This is a genomic window from Martinezella calliandrae (assembly GCF_030272695.1).
Lineage (GTDB): Bacteria > Pseudomonadota > Alphaproteobacteria > Rhizobiales > Rhizobiaceae > Rhizobium > Rhizobium calliandrae.
In genome coordinates this window covers 128,203-143,898 of the sequence record NZ_JARFYN010000004.1, presented here as the reverse complement: position 1 = coordinate 143,898, position 15,696 = coordinate 128,203, and the positions used below count along the sequence as shown (strand labels likewise).

The following is a 15,696-nucleotide window of genomic DNA, read 5'->3' as shown; positions in this document are numbered from 1 at the left end:
GCTTTTGGCCAAGATCATGCCTCATCAAATGTGACTGCGGCTCCACCTTATCAAAGCGGAGCCGCTAGGGTAGTTGGTAAAGTCTTACTTCAGGAAGCCGTTTTCCTTGAGGTAGGATTCGGCAACCGACTTGGCCGGTTCGCCGTCGACCTGGATACGGCCGTTCAGCTTGCGCAGCACATCGGCGGTCAGGCCCTTGAAGATCGGTGCCAGAACCTCTTCGATCTTCGGGTTGGCCTTTAGCACGGCTTCGCGGATGATCGGCGTCGGTGCATAGACCGGCTGCACGCTCTTGTCGTCCTCGAGAACCGTCAGTTCAGCCGCTTCGATGGCGCCGTCCGTGCCGTAGACCATGGCGGTGTTGACGCCGTTGGTCTGGTCGGCCGCAGCCTTGATCGTCGCCGCAGTGTCGCCGCCGGAGAGCACTACTTCCTGATCTGGCTTGATCTGGAAGCTGTAGGTGGTCTGGAAGGCCGGCAGGGCCGCCGGCGAGTTGACGAATTCGGAAGAGGCCGCAAGCTTCACGGGACCGCCGCCAGCAACCCATTTGCCGAAATCGGACATGGTCTTGAGTTTGGCCGGGCCGGCAACGTCGTTGCGAACGGCAATCGCCCAGGTGTTGTTTGCGGGCGAGGGCGTCAGCCAGACGATCTTGTTGGCGTCGTAGTCGAGTTTCTTCGCCTGGTCATAGCCCTGCTGCAAGTTCTTCCACGCCGGATCTTCGGCCTTGTTGAAGAAGAAGCCGGCATTGCCGGTATATTCGGCATAGATGTCGATTTCACCTGCCGTGATCGCCTTGCGCAGAACCGGCGTGGTGCCGAGCGCGATGCGGTCCTTCGCCTTGATGCCATTGGCATTAAGGGCGGCGAAGATGATATTGCCGAGCAGAGTGCCCTCCGTGTCGATCTTCGAAGAGACTACGACATCGGCGGCGCTGGCGCCGTTGGCGACGAAAGCCGCCAGCGCGGCGGCGAGTGCGAGCTTCTTGAACATGATGTTACCCTTTATACCCCGTTGAACCGTTTGCCTGGCGTATCCGTTCGGTTCAAATCCGGTCCCCGGACGCGCCACGTGTAACTGCGGGCCGAAGAACCCGCATGCGAAGTCCTGTCTGCGTCTGGGAGATAGTGCTCGTCATCAAAAAATCGATGACATGCCAATCCGCCACCTGCAGTGCCGCGCGATTATGACGAGGGTGCCCGGCATAAGCGCGAAAATAGATTTCTTTTTTCAGGGGCAAGTGCGTTTGTTTTTGTTCCCCTCACCCATTTCGCCGCCGTTCCGATCTCTTGTTGACGGCAGGATCGGTTAGCCAGCGGTCGAACGATAGTCATAGCTTTTCAGGTTTGGGATATCTTTTTTTGAGAACACATCATATCGTCGCGGCGGGCGGCATGCAAAAGGGGACGTATGCAGCACGCCTGGAAGGAAGGCTGGTTTGTATCTCGGAGCATTGTTCGTCGCCGATACGGTTTTCTCGATCGGTTCCGTCAGAGAGACGGCGCGCAGGTTGTCATTTTCGGCCTCGACCGTGTCGAGCGCGCTACGACGCCTGGAGACGGAACTGGCGATGAAGCTCGTCGAACGAGCATCCGGCGAGCTTGCCACCTTGCTCGCCAGCTCGAAGGTGCAGAAGAGTCTGCAGCCGATCTTGTCGGCTATGCGGCAGCTCTCGGCGTTAACGCAGGAACCGCCAGCGCCGGAGAACTATGCTCAATGGGCGGCTCGCCTGCCGTTGAAGATTGCCACCATCGAGCGTTTCCTCGAGGTCGCTGATCAGGGCAGCATCAATCGCGCAGCCCGCCGCCTGCGTCTCGGTCAGCCGCAGCTTTCGCTGCAGATCGCCAATCTGGAAGAATTCTTCGGCTGCCGCCTGTTCGAACGTCAGGCGCAGGGTTCGGTGCTGACCGATGCGGGACGCGACGTCTATGCCATCCTCGCCAGTATCACCCAGGCATGGGACGAGATGAAGGCGGCGGCGGATGAGCGATTTCGGCGGACAGCGCGCGCCGTGCGTATCGGGTCGATCATCCCGACGGGCTCGGAAAGCTGGGTGGCGCGCTCGCTTGCCAGCCTCGTGGCGCGCTGGAACATCAGCGGCAACCGCAACACGCTGTCCCTGATGCTGATGACCGCCGACGATCTGCGCGAGGCGCTGAGGTCTGGCCGGATCGATGTCGCTATTGTCGATTCCGTCTTCGGCCTCGATGCCTTCGAGCATACGGAACTGGTGACGACCGACATGGTGGCGATCGCGCCGCCTGGTAGCACGGAGCTGACCCTGACGGCATTGGTCGAAAACCATCCGCTCTGCGTGCCGAGCCCGCGCACCGGCATCGGCAATGCCGCTATGGCTTTCGGCTTTGACAGCGGCGACCGCCGTCGATTTCGCGGCCGCGACATTACCTCGGCCGACTCGCTGCCCGTCATCGTCGATCTCGTCGCCAATCATGGCTATGTTTCATTTCTCGGGCGCGTCAGTGCCGCCCCGATCGCCGACAAGGTCCGGATCGTCAATCCGGACCACGTGCTACCGCTGTCCTATCACCTCGCCCACAACGGCCGCCGCGCTTCGATCGATGCCTGCCGGTTGATCCAGGAGGCGGTGCGGGAATTGGTGGGCAGGCCGGAAGCCGCCTGAAGACGCGCTCCATCTTGAGGCGATCTGGAACCAGCCGGCTCTAATCGCGTTACCTACGTCTCGTTCGTTCGGACGTGCGTACATTGATCCCATTCTGGGCGGATGTTTTGTCCGGCAATCAAGGAGACGAAAAGAAATGAAAATTCTGGCAACAGCGCTCGTTGCGCTGGGCGTTGTCGTTTTGCCCGCAACCTATACCGAAGCCCGGGAATAGTACCATCCGCATCACGTCTTTCATCATCCTCATTATTACCATCATGGCTATTATCACCATTACTATCATCACGCCTATGAATGGCATCACCATCGGCCAGTCCATCACCGCTGGGATCGGGCTTATAGCCAGAGGCCGCATTTCTTGCATAACTAATTGCGTCCAGCCATCCGGAACCATGCCTTCCCTTTGAGCGTTATCCAAATGTCCCCTGATTGTGCGGGGACGATACCATCGGGCCGGCGCAGATGTCGCCGGCCTTGCGGATGCGTTCAAGGAGAAGAGAAATGAGGATCATCGCAACAGCGTTAGTGGCGCTGGGTATCCTCGCGTTGCCAGTGACCAATGCTGAGGCTTACCATTATTATCGTTACCACCATTACCACCACTATTACGGCGGCCCCAGCGTGGTGATCTCGCCGGGCTACGGCGCCTATGTCGGTCCAAGCTACGGCTATCGTCACTATTATTATCGCGACTACTACCGCGACCGCTATTGGGATGGCCCGTATTATGGGCATTACCGCTATTGGCATCGCCCCTATTGGAGTGATCGCTATTACAGCCCGTACTGAGCTAGCGGACAGCCCGCGCCGGCAGGCTGGGTAACAGGAAGAACGGCGCCAAGAGGCGCCGTGGGCAGAGTTGTACAGCTCCTGCGAGGTGAGACCCCTGCGAGGCGAGATCAGACGGGGTTCAGTACATGCACGGCATGCGCGGCCATTAGGTCCTTCACTTTCTCCCCATAGGCCGCCATGTGCGCCGAGGCGGCATGTGCCTTAAGCGCCGCCATGCTTTCCCATTTTTCGACCACTACAAACGTATCGGGACCGAATGCGGGGTTTGCGCCTTCGACATCCACCACTGCGGTATATTCGATGCAGCCGTCCTCGGCGTGTACAGCCGGAACATTCGCCTGGAAGGCTTCGAGCACGGCGGCGCGCTTGCCGGGCAGGGCGGTCAGAATGGCGAGAACGTGGATCATGATGTTTCCTTTTAATGGATTGGATGATGCTGAGGCAAGACGTCGGCTTGCGCAGATTGCGCGCCCGGTTGTGACGAATATCACAAATAGACGGCGATCGGACGCTTGCCTTAACTTTTGTGGCATCCCAATTTGCTATCCTGGCGTGAGATTTTATGAGTTAATCTATTACGGCGTGCGGGAGCTTGCGCCCGAAAATCATTTGAGAGGAAAAATGGCGCTTTCTACGCAAGCGCTAATATTGATCGAACAACGCGTGGCCAATGAAGCAAATCGGTTGGCAGCAGCCAACGTGCTCTGGTTCTTTCTGGGCACTCTGGGCGCTCACCGGTTTACCTCGGCAGAACCGGCAGCGGAGTGGCGCATTTGATTCTGGTGGTACTGGGCTGGCTTACAGCAGTCATCGGCTTCGTTATGCTGATTGCTCTCGGCATCTGGTGGATCGTCGATGCTTTCCTTTCCAAGATGATTGCCGACCATGACGAAGAGCTGCGGCGCCGTTAGACCGATCAGGCGCTCTGGATGAAAAAGCGGGGGGAGCAGCCGAAACGCACCTTGATTTCCGCACTTCGGGAAAATCATTGCTTTCCAACAAGACGCTTCGGCGGTGGCGATGCCGCCAATTGGCGGCCCGTCTTTCCAAACCTAATGGCAATCGCGTCTGGAGCTTTGTCTGCCAGGGCGCAACCAAAGTGATTACATGACAATCGACAAACATTAGTGCTTCCCTATGTTCATAAAAACAGGAGGAAGCCATGTCAGCTGATTGGCCAATGTTCATATTGCAGTCGATCGTGGTCTTTGGCCTGGTGGGAGCTCTATTCATCAGGGCATAGCGGGTTGTCACCGCGCTTGAACCCCGGTTTCCCGGTTCCCGAGCCAAGCAGCCCGACCGCTCAGACGGTCGAGCTGCTCTACGATCCGATCAGGGGTCAAATCCAACCAGATGACAAATCACTAAGTTGAACATATTATAAGTCAACTACTATTTTGCGCTGTTATATCTGGAAGAAGAGGTATTTGAACGGTCCGCCTCATTGTTCGACAGGCGTGCCGAAGGCGGGAGCGACGGGCATTGCCTGGAGAAAAGTTGATCAAGCGAGCCGTAAAGAAGGTTCAAATACCGCCGTTCGTTCCCGTGGCCGCCTCTGCCTCATTAGCGACGGTATGCGTCGTCGTCTGCGATCGGAGCATGAGTCCCTGGAAATCTCGAACGAGTTCCCAGGCCTTCGGATCCGTGTCGCCAGCCACTGTTGCGGCATATTGGTCGCTTGAGGATTGGAAACCGGCAGCGCGGGCATTTGCTCCATCTTGTTGGAGCCGTGGGAACCTCACATCAAGCCCGCATCTAGTCAATCATGCCCACGCCCACGATATGTCGTTGGAACGCCGGCCGCTTCATGGCATTGCGCCAGAGTTTCCAGCCATGCTGCCAGCCCCTCTGGCACTTTGGCATTCCCCGCTTCCAATGCCTCCACCCATGATAGGTCACATTGCAGGGCGCTCGCCAAATTGATCGGCGTCCAACGGATATGCAAAAGGCATTCGGAAAAGCGTTCTGGGGTCATGATATTCTCCGCGATAGCATTCTATGTGTCAGCGAGTGGTACGACGTGAGAGAGGCTTGCCTATGGCCGAAAGATGATGCTCGGATCGAATTGGTCGCGACACGAGCTGTCAGCACAGAAAAGCTCAAGAACTTCTAACGATATAACTATCTTATTTTTATTGGAGAAATATGGTGCCGCTTACGTGACTCGAACACGTGACCCCATCATTACGAATGATGTGCTCTACCGACTGAGCTAAAGCGGCATCCCAGGGCGTTCGGTACTGCCCCGCGATTTGCATGGCGCTGATACAGTCAATGCGGCGAGATTTCAAGCGTTCAAATTGGCGAATGGCAAAAAAGCGAGAGGCTTGTGAAGAACTGGCCCAGCGCATGAGCATTCTCAGAGCGCCAGCCGGACCCGTGCCTGGTGGTATTCTGCTTCCAGCCGATCGACGAATTTGGCCGCCGGTTCGATGGCTTTGACGGCGCCTATTCCCTGGCCGGAGCCCCAAATATCCTTCCAGGCCTTGACGCCGGTCGTCGCGATCTCGAAATCCATTTTCGAAGCATCGGCTTCGGGCAGGTTATCGGGGTCCATGCCGGCGGCGCGGATCGAAGGTTTCAGGTAATTGCCATGCACGCCGGTGAAGAAGTTGGAATAGACGATATCGGCAGCCGCTCCGTCGACAATTGCCTGCTTGTAGGTTTGCGCTGCCCGCGCCTCTTCGGTGGCGATGAAGGGCGAGCCGATATAAGCCATGTCCGCGCCCATGGCCTGGGCAGCCAGGATCGCGCCGCCGTTGGCAATTGCGCCGGCGAGCAGCAAAGGCCCGCCGAACCATTCACGGATTTCCTGGACGAGCGCGAAGGGCGAGAGTTGGCCGGCATGGCCGCCTGCGCCCGCCGCCACGGCAATCAGCCCGTCCGCGCCCTTGCCGATCGCCGAATTGGCATGACGGTTGTTGATGATGTCATGGAGCACGAGACCGCCATAGGAATGCACGACCGCATTGACCTCCGGCACGGCGCCAAGCGAGGAGATGACGATCGGCACCTTGTATTTCACGCAGAGCATCAGATCGTGCTCCAGCCGCTTGTTCGACGCATGGACGATCTGGTTGACGGCGAAAGGGGCGGACGGCCGATCCGGATGCGCGGCGTCGTGCGCGGCGAGCTCCTCGGTGATCATCGCCAGCCATTCATCCAATTGGCTTTCCGGCCGGGCGTTCAGCGCCGGAAACGAACCGACGACACCGGCCTTGCACTGCGCCAGCGTTAATGCCGGATGCGAGACTATGAAGAGCGGCGAGGCCACGACCGGCAACCGCAGGCGCTCGGTCAGGACAGCGGGGAGGGCCATGAACATCATCCTTTGACGTTTACGAAAACGTCAAAGGGATAGCAGATGCGGGCGGGGAGGGGAAGATGGAGGAAGAAGGAGGTAACAGGCAATAAGCGATAGTGGGTGCCGGAATCCGCAGTCCACGTTCTTCCCCATTGCCTACTGCTTCCCAACTGCCACCCCATTTGTGTCGTCTTTGCCAATTATCCCCGTCGGAGTGCCCGCGGGTCATTTGGAGAGACTTGCACATTGCCGGGCGGGGCGTTACCGAATTTGGTTAGCGAATGGTAAAGAAATGGTCGACGTGGCGGTAGAGTATGCGGGCGCATCGCGGGTGAGAGTAAAGGACCTGAAGTGAGCGGATTAGAAACGGCTATCAGAAACGCCCTGGAGCGATCCGACCGTGCCAATCCGGAAATCCGGGCCCGCATCTATCAGTCGGCACGACAGGCGCTCGAATCGGGACTTCGCAAGCAGGACATTACCGACGTCGGCATCATTGCGGCCCAGCGCCAGCGCTTGGAGGCGACCATCCGGACGATTGAGGGTGAGGAGCGCGTCCGCCCGCCGCAAACGCCGGCGACGCCCGAGGTGGAAGCGCCCCATATTCCCTCAGCACCGCCGCAGCAGGCGCCGCAGCCTGTGCAGCAACGGCAGGCGCAGGAGCCTGTCATGAGCGTGCGAGGCGAGACGCGCGACCGCCCTACGGCCGCTCAAGCCTCCGTTCCCGTCAAATCGCCTGCGCCGGAAAGCGAGTTTGGCGACATGCGTGCCGGCCCAACCGACCATCTCGGTGCCGACAGCGATCAGCCGCAGGCAGCCGCGCTGGGCGCAACGCGGTCGATGAATTTCAAACCGGAACGCGCCGCCGTTCGCCGCAAGCCGCGCAAGTTCTTCTCGCGCTTATTGGTGTTCTGCATCCTGCTCGCCTTCCTCGGGGTCGGCGCTTGGTGGATCAAGAGTTCGGGCGTATTCATGACGGCCGCGCAGCGCGACACAAGCGTCCCCAATCCGCCGGCGCATGTTGATTCCCAGGATTTCAAGGGCAACAACAGCGACGACGACACCTCCAATGAAGATGACAACAATGGTCCCGCCAATCCGGGATTGGCAACAATCGATCCGCAGAACCGCTTCTCTGAGGAGTGGATCGAGATTTTCAAGCCAACCGACGTGGCGAAAATTGTGAGCGGTGCGCAGGCTAAGGCCGAGAGCGTCGCGGAAAACGAGGGCCCGGCGGTTAGGCTGATCTCTCAGACCAACGCCCCGGACGGCGATGCGTCAGTCGAAGTGCCGGTCAGTGTGCTGCAGCAATTGGCCGGCAAATCGTCAGCGGTCGCGCTCACGCTGCAGTCCACTTCGGACACACCGACGCAGATCACCGTGGAATGCGATTTCGGCTCGCTCGGCAGTTGCGGCCGTCACCGCTTTAACGTGAGTCGCCAGAAGAACGACGCCCTGTTCGAGGTTCATTTCGACCGTTCGCTGGCGCCAAACGCGCCCGGCCATCTGATCATCAACAGCGATGTCGACGGCAAGGCGAGGGGCATCAACATCTACGCCATCCGCGTCCTGCCCGGTCAGTAAGGGTGGGCCGCCGCCGCTATTGCGGCCGCCTCTTATTTGAGGACATGCGGCCCCGTGCCAAGAATCTTGTCGTCGATTTCGCCGATCGCCTTCTCGTCCTTGCGGTCATAGTCGAGCGTCAGCAGAATGTGACGGATGAGGTTGAGGCGCGCGCGGCGTTTGTCGTTGGCATGGAGCACGGTCCATGGCGCGTAGTCCGTATGCGTCTCATTCAGCATGCGGTCGCGCATTTCGCTGTAATCTTTCCATTTGCTCAGCGCCGCGATGTCCATTGAGGAAAGCTTCCAGACGGCGCGCGGATCGTGGCGTCGGTCGTGGAAGCGCTTGAGCTGCATTTCCCTGCCGATATCGAGATAGAATTTGAAAAAGAAGATGCCGTCCTGGACGATGAGCTTTTCCAGATGCGGAGTCTGTTTCAGGAATTGCTCGTATTGCTCCGGCGTGCAGAAGCCCATGACCGGCTCGACACCGGCGCGGTTGTACCATGAACGGTCGAACAGGACGAATTCGCCGGCCGTCGGGAACTGAGCGACATAGCGCTGGAAATACCATTGCCCCGCTTCGCGCTCGGTCGGCTTGGTCAATGCCACAGCGCGCGCGAGGCGGGGGTTCATATGCGCGGACGTTGCGGCGATCGAGCCGCCCTTGCCGGCGGCGTCACGCCCCTCGAAGAGTGCCATCACCCGCTTGCCGGTTGCCTGCAGCCAGAACTGCACTTTGATGAGTTCGATCTGCAGCTTTTCCAGCTCTAGTAGATACTCTTCATCCTTCAGCTTCTTCTTGTAGGGATAGCCGCCGGAGGCAAGCGCCTCGTCGTTGACCCAGTCCGGCAGCACCGGATCGTCGACATCGAATACGCGGGTCTTGCCACCAATATGCAACTCGACCGCGCGGCTTCCCACGTTCTCTCCCATGTGTTCCATTCCTTTGTAATTTATCTTGTTCTAACGATATCCGCTGGGTGTGGCAAAAAAACTTTGAAGCAAGTTGGGATATTTATCCAGTATTTTCAAGCTCTTTGCCGACGGCACCCTTTGCCGGCTACATTTATTGTTGTAAGTCGTCGGCTTCTGTGGATAGAGCCGAAAATTCTGTCATGAATCCCCGCTAAGACGCGGAGTCTTGGATTCCGCAATGGCAGGCGAAGGGACGGGTGCACGTGGAAGACGAATGGTCATTCCTCAGGAAGCTGGCTGCACGGCTGCGGCAGGAGACCGCCATCCTGATTCTGGCGACGCTGATCGCCATTCTCGCGCTCGTCGAGGGCATCAACACCGGCGTCGTCTTCTGGATCTGGGTCGTCGTGATGAGCGTTGCGCTTATCCGCCGGCCCCTGGTCGAAAAGGCAGCCCCGCCGCCGGCCGCCGATCCTGTGCCGACCGATCGAGAGGTCCTGCTTCGCACGGTGTTTTCCGGGCTTGCAGCACTTGACGTGCCGGTGCTCATCATCGATCGCGAGGCGTCCGTCCTGGTCCAGAATGCCGCTGCCGATAAAGCCTTCGGTGCTTTTCCACCCGGCGCCCATATCTCCGCCAAGCTGCGCTCCCCCGGCGTGCTCGACATGGTGCGTGAGACGATCACCACCAACGCGCCGAACCAGATCGAACATTCGGAGCGCCTGCCGTCCGAACGCGTTTATATCGTCCGCATCGCGCCGATCGATCTGCCTGAAACAGACATCGAGCCCGGGACCTTCTTTGTGCTCTCCTTCCGCGATATCTCCGAACTTCGCCATATCGATCGCATGCGCTCCGATTTCGTCGCCAATGCGAGCCACGAGCTGCGCACGCCGCTTGCCTCGCTGCGCGGGTTTATCGAAACCATCCAGGGGCCGGCTAAGGCGGACCCGAAGGCGCAGCAGCGTTTCCTCGGCATCATGTTCGACCAGACGACGCGCATGAGCCGACTGGTCGACGACCTCCTGTCGCTGTCGCGGTTGGAGTTGAAGTCGCACATCGCGCCGGATCAGAAGGTCGATCTCGTGCCCTTGCTCGGCCATGTCCGTGATGCGCTGCTGCCGCTCGCCGGCGATCTCGACGTGACCATCAATCTGCATTTGCCTCCCGCAAAGGTGGAGGTGCTGGGTGATCGCGACGAACTGGTGCAGGTCTTCGAAAACCTCATCGAAAACGCCTGCAAATACGGTCAGGAAGGCAAGGTCGTCGAGGTTTCGCTCCTGAATGAGCCCGGTCAGGCCGTCGAGGTCGTCGTCTCCGACAGGGGGCCGGGTATTCCGGCGGAGCACGTGCCGCGCCTGACCGAGCGCTTCTATCGCGTCAATGTCGAAGATAGCCGCTCGAAAAAAGGCACGGGCCTGGGGCTTGCCATCGTCAAGCATATTCTCACCCGCCATCGAGCAAGGCTGATCGTTAAGTCGGAAGTCGGAAAAGGAACGGACTTTACCGTGCGGTTCTGAACGGCTCCGCGAATCGATCATTTTGTACGCAATTTAATTAATATATTTCAACAGGTTGAACTGTCATAATTGTTTCACTCGCCTGACATAAAAGGGCGGTGCTTTGACCGCTAAAAAGGGCTGTTGAAAGGCGGACGCCCGTTCGCCGCCGCGCTCTTCAAAGCCCGTCAGGGAGGGTTCACCATGAACACGTTGAAACTGTCTATCATTGCGTTGGTCGCTTCCGCCGCTTGTTCCGGTGTCGCGCTGGCCCGCGATCAGATTCAGATTTCCGGTTCTTCCACCGTATTCCCCTATGCCAAGATCGTTGCCGAGACCTTCGGCGAAACCTTCACCAACTTCAAAACGCCGGTCGTCGAATCCGGCGGTTCCGGTGCCGGCCTGAAGGAATTCTGCAAGGGCGTCGGCCCGGATTCCATCGATATCGCCAATTCTTCGCGCCCGATCAAGGACAGCGAAGTCGTGGCCTGTAAGGCAGCCGGCGTCGCCGATATCCAGCAGGTCAAGATCGGTTATGACGGCATCGTTTTTGCTTTCGACAAGAGCAATCCCGATATAAAATTCGTCCCCGCCGATCTCTACAAGGCGCTCGCCGCCGAGGTCGTGGTGAAGGGCAAACTGGTTCCCAACCCTTACAGGAAGTGGTCCGAGATCAATCCTGCCCTCCCGGACTTCGAGATCGCAGCCTACATTCCGGGCGAGAAGCACGGCACGCGCGAGGTCTTCGAAGAGAAGGTGCTTGCCGCCGGCTGCAAGGATTCCGGCGCGCTCGACGTCATCAAGACGACCGTTTCCGATCCCGATCACCGGACGGCGAAGTGCATTGCGGTGCGCAAGGACGGAGCGGCGGTCGACATCGACGGCGATTATCCCGAGACGCTGGCCCGCATCGACGCTAACAAGCATGGTATCGGCGTCTTCGGCCTCTACTTCTACCAGAACAATGCCGACAAGCTGAAGGTCGCGACCGTGAGCGGCATCGTGCCCTCGGGCCAGACCATCGCCGACGGCACCTATCCGGTGTCGCGGCCGCTGTTTTTCTACGTCAAGAAGGCGCATCTCGGCGTCATTCCGGGCCTGAAGGAATATGTCGACTTTTTCATGAGCGATCAGATGATCGGACCGGACGGCCCCCTGGCCGAATACGGCCTGGTGCCGGCACCGGATGCTGAAAGGGATCAGATCCGCAAGGATTTCGCGGACGGGAAGATCATGTGAGTGCATAACGACTGCCGCCGGCGGGGTTTGCCCGCGCCGGCGTTTGCCGGGGAATGGGAATGAGTTTGTCATTGCTGCTGTTGTGCCTGTCGATCATCGGCGCCTCTGCCTTCGTGCTGGGGCGGACGAGAGCGGCTGCGCTTTCGGGCGGCAGGTCCTCGGCCATGCATTCGCGACTCGGCTATCACGGCGCCTATGCCGCCATCTGGGCGGTGCTGCCGGCGCTAGCGTTGATCTGCGTCTGGCTGACAATCAGCCCGGAGGTGATCGACCGTTTCGTGATTAAGTCCTTTCCGGAGGAGGTGAAATCCCTGCCGGAAGCGGAGCTCAACCTCAGCTACGGCATGGTGCGCAGCATCGCCCATGGTATGCGCCTGCTCGATGACCGGGAGCTTGCCACTGTCGCCAGCGGCTCGGCCGATCTTCAATTGCTCCTGGCGCAGAAGGGTGTGCCGCTCGCGGTCCGGCCGACCGGTTATATGATCGAGGCCGCCAACAAATATAACGGCATGCGATATGTCAGTCGCATCGTCATGTCGGCGGCAGCCATCATTCTTTCGGTGCTGTGCGCCATTCATGGCCTCCGTGCCATCGCGCTGCGCTTTCGTGCCCGCAACCGGGTGGAGCAGGTCATTCTCGGCGGCTTGATCGTCGCTTCCTCCATCGCTGTGCTGACGACGATCGGCATTGTCGCTTCGATGCTGTCGGAAGCGGCCCGTTTCTTCAACATGGTTCCCGCCGCCGAATTCTTCTTCGGCACCGTCTGGGATCCGCGTTTCACGGGAGCCGGCTCGCAAACGTCGGGCACGTTCGGGCTTATCCCGTTGCTGGCGGGCACACTCTACATCGGCTTCGTCGCCATGCTGGTCGCTGTTCCGGTCGGGCTGTTTGCCGCCATCTACATGGCCGAATATGCCTCGTCTCGCGTGCGCTCCGTCGCAAAACCGATGCTCGAAGTGCTTGCCGGCATTCCGACCATCGTCTACGGCTTTTTCGCCCTGGTGACCGTCGGACCGTTCCTGCGCGACATTTCCGCTGATATCAACGGCCTGCTGACGGGCAATTACGCGAGCTTCATCGAGGCGCAGAGCGTCTTGACTGCCGGCTTCGTCATGGGCGTCATGCTCATTCCCTACGTCTCGTCACTTTCAGACGACATCATCATGGCCGTGCCGCGCTCGCTGCGTGACGGGTCGCTTGGCCTCGGCGCCACACGATCGGAAACTGTCAAGCGCGTCCTCCTGCCCGCTGCATTGCCAGGCATCGTAGGCGCGCTGCTGATGACGGCGTCGCGGGCGATCGGCGAGACGATGATTGTCGTGCTGGCCGCCGGCGTTGCAGCCCGCATGCAGCTCGATCCCTTCGAGCCGATGACGACGGTCACCGTAAAGATCGTCAACCAGTTGACCGGCGACCTCGAATTCACCTCGCCGCAGACATTGGTGGCCTTCGCGCTCGGCATAACGCTCTTCGGCCTGACCCTTTGCCTGAACGTCTATGCGCTCTACATCGTCCGCCGGTATAGGGAGCAATACGAATGAGCGAGGTCGCTTCTTCCGCACCATCGCCGATTCCGCGTGGGTTGACGCCCGGCGCGCCGTTACGGCGCGATATCGGCATCAATCGTCGCTACGCCGCTGAAAGGCGGTTCCGTGCCTATGGCCTTGCCGCCGTCACCTTCGGCCTCGTCTTCCTCGTTATCCTGGTCTCTACGGTGGTGCGTCACGGCTACACCGCGTTCGTGCAGACCTCGATTACCTTGCCGATCGAGTTCACGGAGAAAGTGTTCGATCCTGCGGGCAAGCGCGGCACCGATCCTAAGGTGCTGATCTCGGCCAATTATCCGGCTCTCATTCGTGATGCTTTGGTGAAGGCGCTGGGCATCGATCCTTCCAATCGGGTACTCGTCCGCGAAGCGACAGAAATGGTATCGGACGGCGCACGGATTGCATTGCGCGACAAGGTCCTGGCCGATCCCTCGATCATCGGGAAGACAGTCGAGGTCACCTTCCTCGCCGGCGCCAATATCGACTCCGCCAACAAGGGACAGATCGATCTGACGGCGTCAGAAAAGGACCGTAAGGTCTCTGACCAGCAGCTCACATGGATGAGGCAGCTCGCAGCCAGCGGCGCGTTGTACAAGGCATTCAACACCGGCCTGTTCTTGTCCGGCAATTCAAGCCGCCCGGAGGCGGCGGGCCTCGGTGTCGCGCTGATCGGTTCCCTCTACCTGATGCTGACCGTATTGGTCTTGGCTTTGCCGATCGGCGTGGCTGCCTCGATTTACCTGGAGGAGTTTGCGCCGAAGAACCGCCTGACGGACCTGATCGAGGTCAATATCAACAATCTCGCTGCGGTGCCGTCGATCGTCTACGGCCTGCTCGGCCTTTCGGTCTTCATCAATTTCATGGGCTTGCCGCGTTCCGCTTCGCTGGTCGGCGGGCTGGTGCTCAGCCTGATGACGCTGCCGATGATCATCATTGCCACGCGCTCGGCGCTGCGGGCCGTGCCGCCGTCGATCCGCAGCGCAGCCCTCGGCCTTGGCGCGTCGCGCATGCAGGTGGTTTTCCACCATGTCCTACCACTCGCCATGCCCGGCATCCTGACGGGCACGATCCTTGGGCTGGCGCATGCGCTCGGCGAAACCGCACCATTGCTCTTGATCGGCATGGTCGCCTTCGTCGCGAATTATCCGGTAGGGCCGCTAGATCCTTCGACGGCCCTGCCGGTGCAGATCTACATGTGGGCGAGCGAAGCCGAGCGCGCCTTTGTCGAAAGAACCTCCGGTGCCATTATCGTTCTGCTCTTCTTCCTTGTTGCGATGAACATCGGAGCAATCCTGCTGCGCCGTCGTTTTGAGCGGCGCTGGTGACAGGAGAAGACGGTATGAACATGATCACGGAAGCCGCGAGCGAGAGATTACTGGCCAGGAAGATGATGAGGATCCCCTACAAGATGATCGGCCAGGACGTCTCGGTCTACTACGGCGACAAGCGCGCCCTGTTCGACGTAAACCTGAACATCCGCGCCAATACGGTTACCGCGCTGATCGGTCCTTCGGGCTGCGGCAAATCCACCTTCCTGCGTTGCCTCAATCGCATGAACGATACGATCGACACGTGCCGCATCACCGGCAAGATCACACTCGACGATCAGGATGTCTACGACAACGCCATCGATGTGGTGGAGCTGCGTGCCCGCGTCGGCATGGTGTTTCAAAAGCCCAATCCCTTCCCTAAATCGATCTACGAGAATGTGGCCTATGGGCCTCGTATCCACGGACTTTATCGTTCCAAGGCCGATCTGGATCACATCGTCGAAACCAGCCTGCAGAAGGCCGGCCTTTGGGGAGAAGTGAAGGATCGGCTGCATGATGCCGGCACCAGCCTGTCCGGCGGCCAGCAGCAGCGCCTCTGTATTGCCCGAGCCGTCGCCGTCAGTCCGGAAGTCATTCTCATGGACGAGCCATGCTCGGCGCTCGATCCGATTGCCACCGCCAAAGTCGAGGAACTCATACATGAGCTGCGGGAAAACTTCACGATCGTCATCGTGACGCATTCCATGCAGCAGGCGGCCCGCGTCTCACAACGCACCGCGATGTTTCATCTCGGCCATCTGGTCGAGGAGAATGATACCGATAAGATGTTTACCAATCCCGATGATTTCCGCACGCAGGATTACATCATGGGCCGCTTTGGCTGATGATGCTCCCCGCGCGGTTCCCTTCACATCGTTCACCTT

Annotated in this window: 15 protein-coding genes and 1 tRNA gene; 10 read left to right on the top strand and 6 right to left on the bottom strand. The window is 59.4% G+C overall.

All coding sequences use genetic code 11. The features are described 5' to 3' along the window. Positions 1 to 84 precede the first annotated feature (84 nt). On the bottom strand, positions 85 to 993 hold the full coding sequence (osmF, locus tag PY650_RS04680; RefSeq protein ID WP_285877887.1) for a glycine betaine ABC transporter substrate-binding protein OsmF: 909 nt from the start codon (positions 991 to 993) through the stop codon (positions 85 to 87). 445 nt (positions 994 to 1,438) lie between these two features. Between osmF and PY650_RS04675 the strand changes: the two genes are divergently transcribed. After that, entirely contained in the window at positions 1,439 to 2,641 is a 1,203-nt protein-coding gene (locus tag PY650_RS04675) for a LysR family transcriptional regulator (protein ID WP_285877886.1), read from the top strand. A gap of 501 nt (positions 2,642 to 3,142) precedes the next feature. Beyond that, positions 3,143 to 3,430 carry a hypothetical protein gene (locus PY650_RS04670; RefSeq protein ID WP_285877885.1) on the top strand — a complete coding sequence of 96 codons (288 nt, stop codon included), beginning with the start codon at positions 3,143 to 3,145 and terminating at the stop codon, positions 3,428 to 3,430. A gap of 110 nt (positions 3,431 to 3,540) precedes the next feature. On the opposite strand, the gene PY650_RS04665 is transcribed toward PY650_RS04670, so the two are convergent. Then, a complete protein-coding gene (locus PY650_RS04665; protein WP_285877884.1) occupies positions 3,541 to 3,840 on the bottom strand; it encodes a putative quinol monooxygenase in 300 nt (99 codons plus the stop codon). On the opposite strand from PY650_RS04665, the gene PY650_RS04660 reads away from it, so the two are divergent. Then, positions 3,839 to 4,210 (top strand): TM2 domain-containing protein, encoded by a 372-nt coding sequence (locus tag PY650_RS04660; RefSeq protein WP_285877883.1) that lies wholly within the window; start codon positions 3,839 to 3,841, stop codon positions 4,208 to 4,210. The genes PY650_RS04665 and PY650_RS04660 overlap by 2 nt on opposite strands. Then, positions 4,198 to 4,344 (top strand): hypothetical protein, encoded by a 147-nt coding sequence (locus PY650_RS04655; RefSeq protein WP_285877882.1) that lies wholly within the window; start codon positions 4,198 to 4,200, stop codon positions 4,342 to 4,344. Before PY650_RS04660 ends, PY650_RS04655 begins: the two co-directional genes overlap by 13 nt. Positions 4,345 to 5,192: 848 nt before the next feature. Here PY650_RS04655 and PY650_RS04650 read toward each other — a convergent pair. From PY650_RS04650 to PY650_RS04640, 3 genes are all read right to left on the bottom strand, one after another. After that, entirely contained in the window at positions 5,193 to 5,408 is a 216-nt protein-coding gene (locus tag PY650_RS04650; protein WP_285877881.1) for a hypothetical protein, read from the bottom strand. 171 nt (positions 5,409 to 5,579) lie between these two features. Continuing rightward, a tRNA-Thr gene (locus PY650_RS04645) sits at positions 5,580 to 5,655 on the bottom strand. 137 nt (positions 5,656 to 5,792) lie between these two features. Next, positions 5,793 to 6,752: an NAD(P)H-dependent flavin oxidoreductase gene (locus tag PY650_RS04640; RefSeq protein WP_285877880.1), complete on the bottom strand. Its 960-nt coding sequence runs from the start codon at positions 6,750 to 6,752 to the stop codon at positions 5,793 to 5,795. A gap of 336 nt (positions 6,753 to 7,088) precedes the next feature. On the opposite strand from PY650_RS04640, the gene PY650_RS04635 reads away from it, so the two are divergent. Beyond that, positions 7,089 to 8,321, top strand: a complete 1,233-nt coding sequence (locus PY650_RS04635) for a hypothetical protein (protein ID WP_285877879.1) — start codon at positions 7,089 to 7,091, stop codon at positions 8,319 to 8,321. A gap of 32 nt (positions 8,322 to 8,353) precedes the next feature. On the opposite strand, the gene ppk2 is transcribed toward PY650_RS04635, so the two are convergent. After that, positions 8,354 to 9,235 (bottom strand): polyphosphate kinase 2, encoded by an 882-nt coding sequence (gene ppk2, locus PY650_RS04630; RefSeq protein WP_285877878.1) that lies wholly within the window; start codon positions 9,233 to 9,235, stop codon positions 8,354 to 8,356. Positions 9,236 to 9,480: 245 nt separating this feature from the next. On the opposite strand from ppk2, the gene phoR reads away from it, so the two are divergent. The 5 genes from phoR (at position 9,481) to pstB (ending at position 15,657) form a co-directional block, all read left to right on the top strand. Then, positions 9,481 to 10,737 (top strand): phosphate regulon sensor histidine kinase PhoR, encoded by a 1,257-nt coding sequence (phoR, locus tag PY650_RS04625; RefSeq protein ID WP_285877877.1) that lies wholly within the window; start codon positions 9,481 to 9,483, stop codon positions 10,735 to 10,737. 183 nt (positions 10,738 to 10,920) lie between these two features. Continuing rightward, entirely contained in the window at positions 10,921 to 11,955 is a 1,035-nt protein-coding gene (locus PY650_RS04620; protein WP_285877876.1) for a substrate-binding domain-containing protein, read from the top strand. Between the two features lie 59 nt (positions 11,956 to 12,014). Then, the gene (pstC, locus tag PY650_RS04615) at positions 12,015 to 13,496 is read left to right on the top strand and encodes a phosphate ABC transporter permease subunit PstC (RefSeq protein WP_285877875.1); all 1,482 of its coding nucleotides are present in this window, start codon (positions 12,015 to 12,017) and stop codon (positions 13,494 to 13,496) included. Then, positions 13,493 to 14,827, top strand: coding sequence for a phosphate ABC transporter permease PstA (gene pstA / locus PY650_RS04610; RefSeq protein WP_285877874.1), 1,335 nt, complete (start codon positions 13,493 to 13,495; stop codon positions 14,825 to 14,827). The genes pstC and pstA overlap by 4 nt, the downstream gene beginning before the upstream one ends. Positions 14,828 to 14,841: 14 nt before the next feature. After that, entirely contained in the window at positions 14,842 to 15,657 is an 816-nt protein-coding gene (gene pstB, locus PY650_RS04605) for a phosphate ABC transporter ATP-binding protein PstB (protein ID WP_285877873.1), read from the top strand. Positions 15,658 to 15,696: the final 39 nt, after the last annotated feature.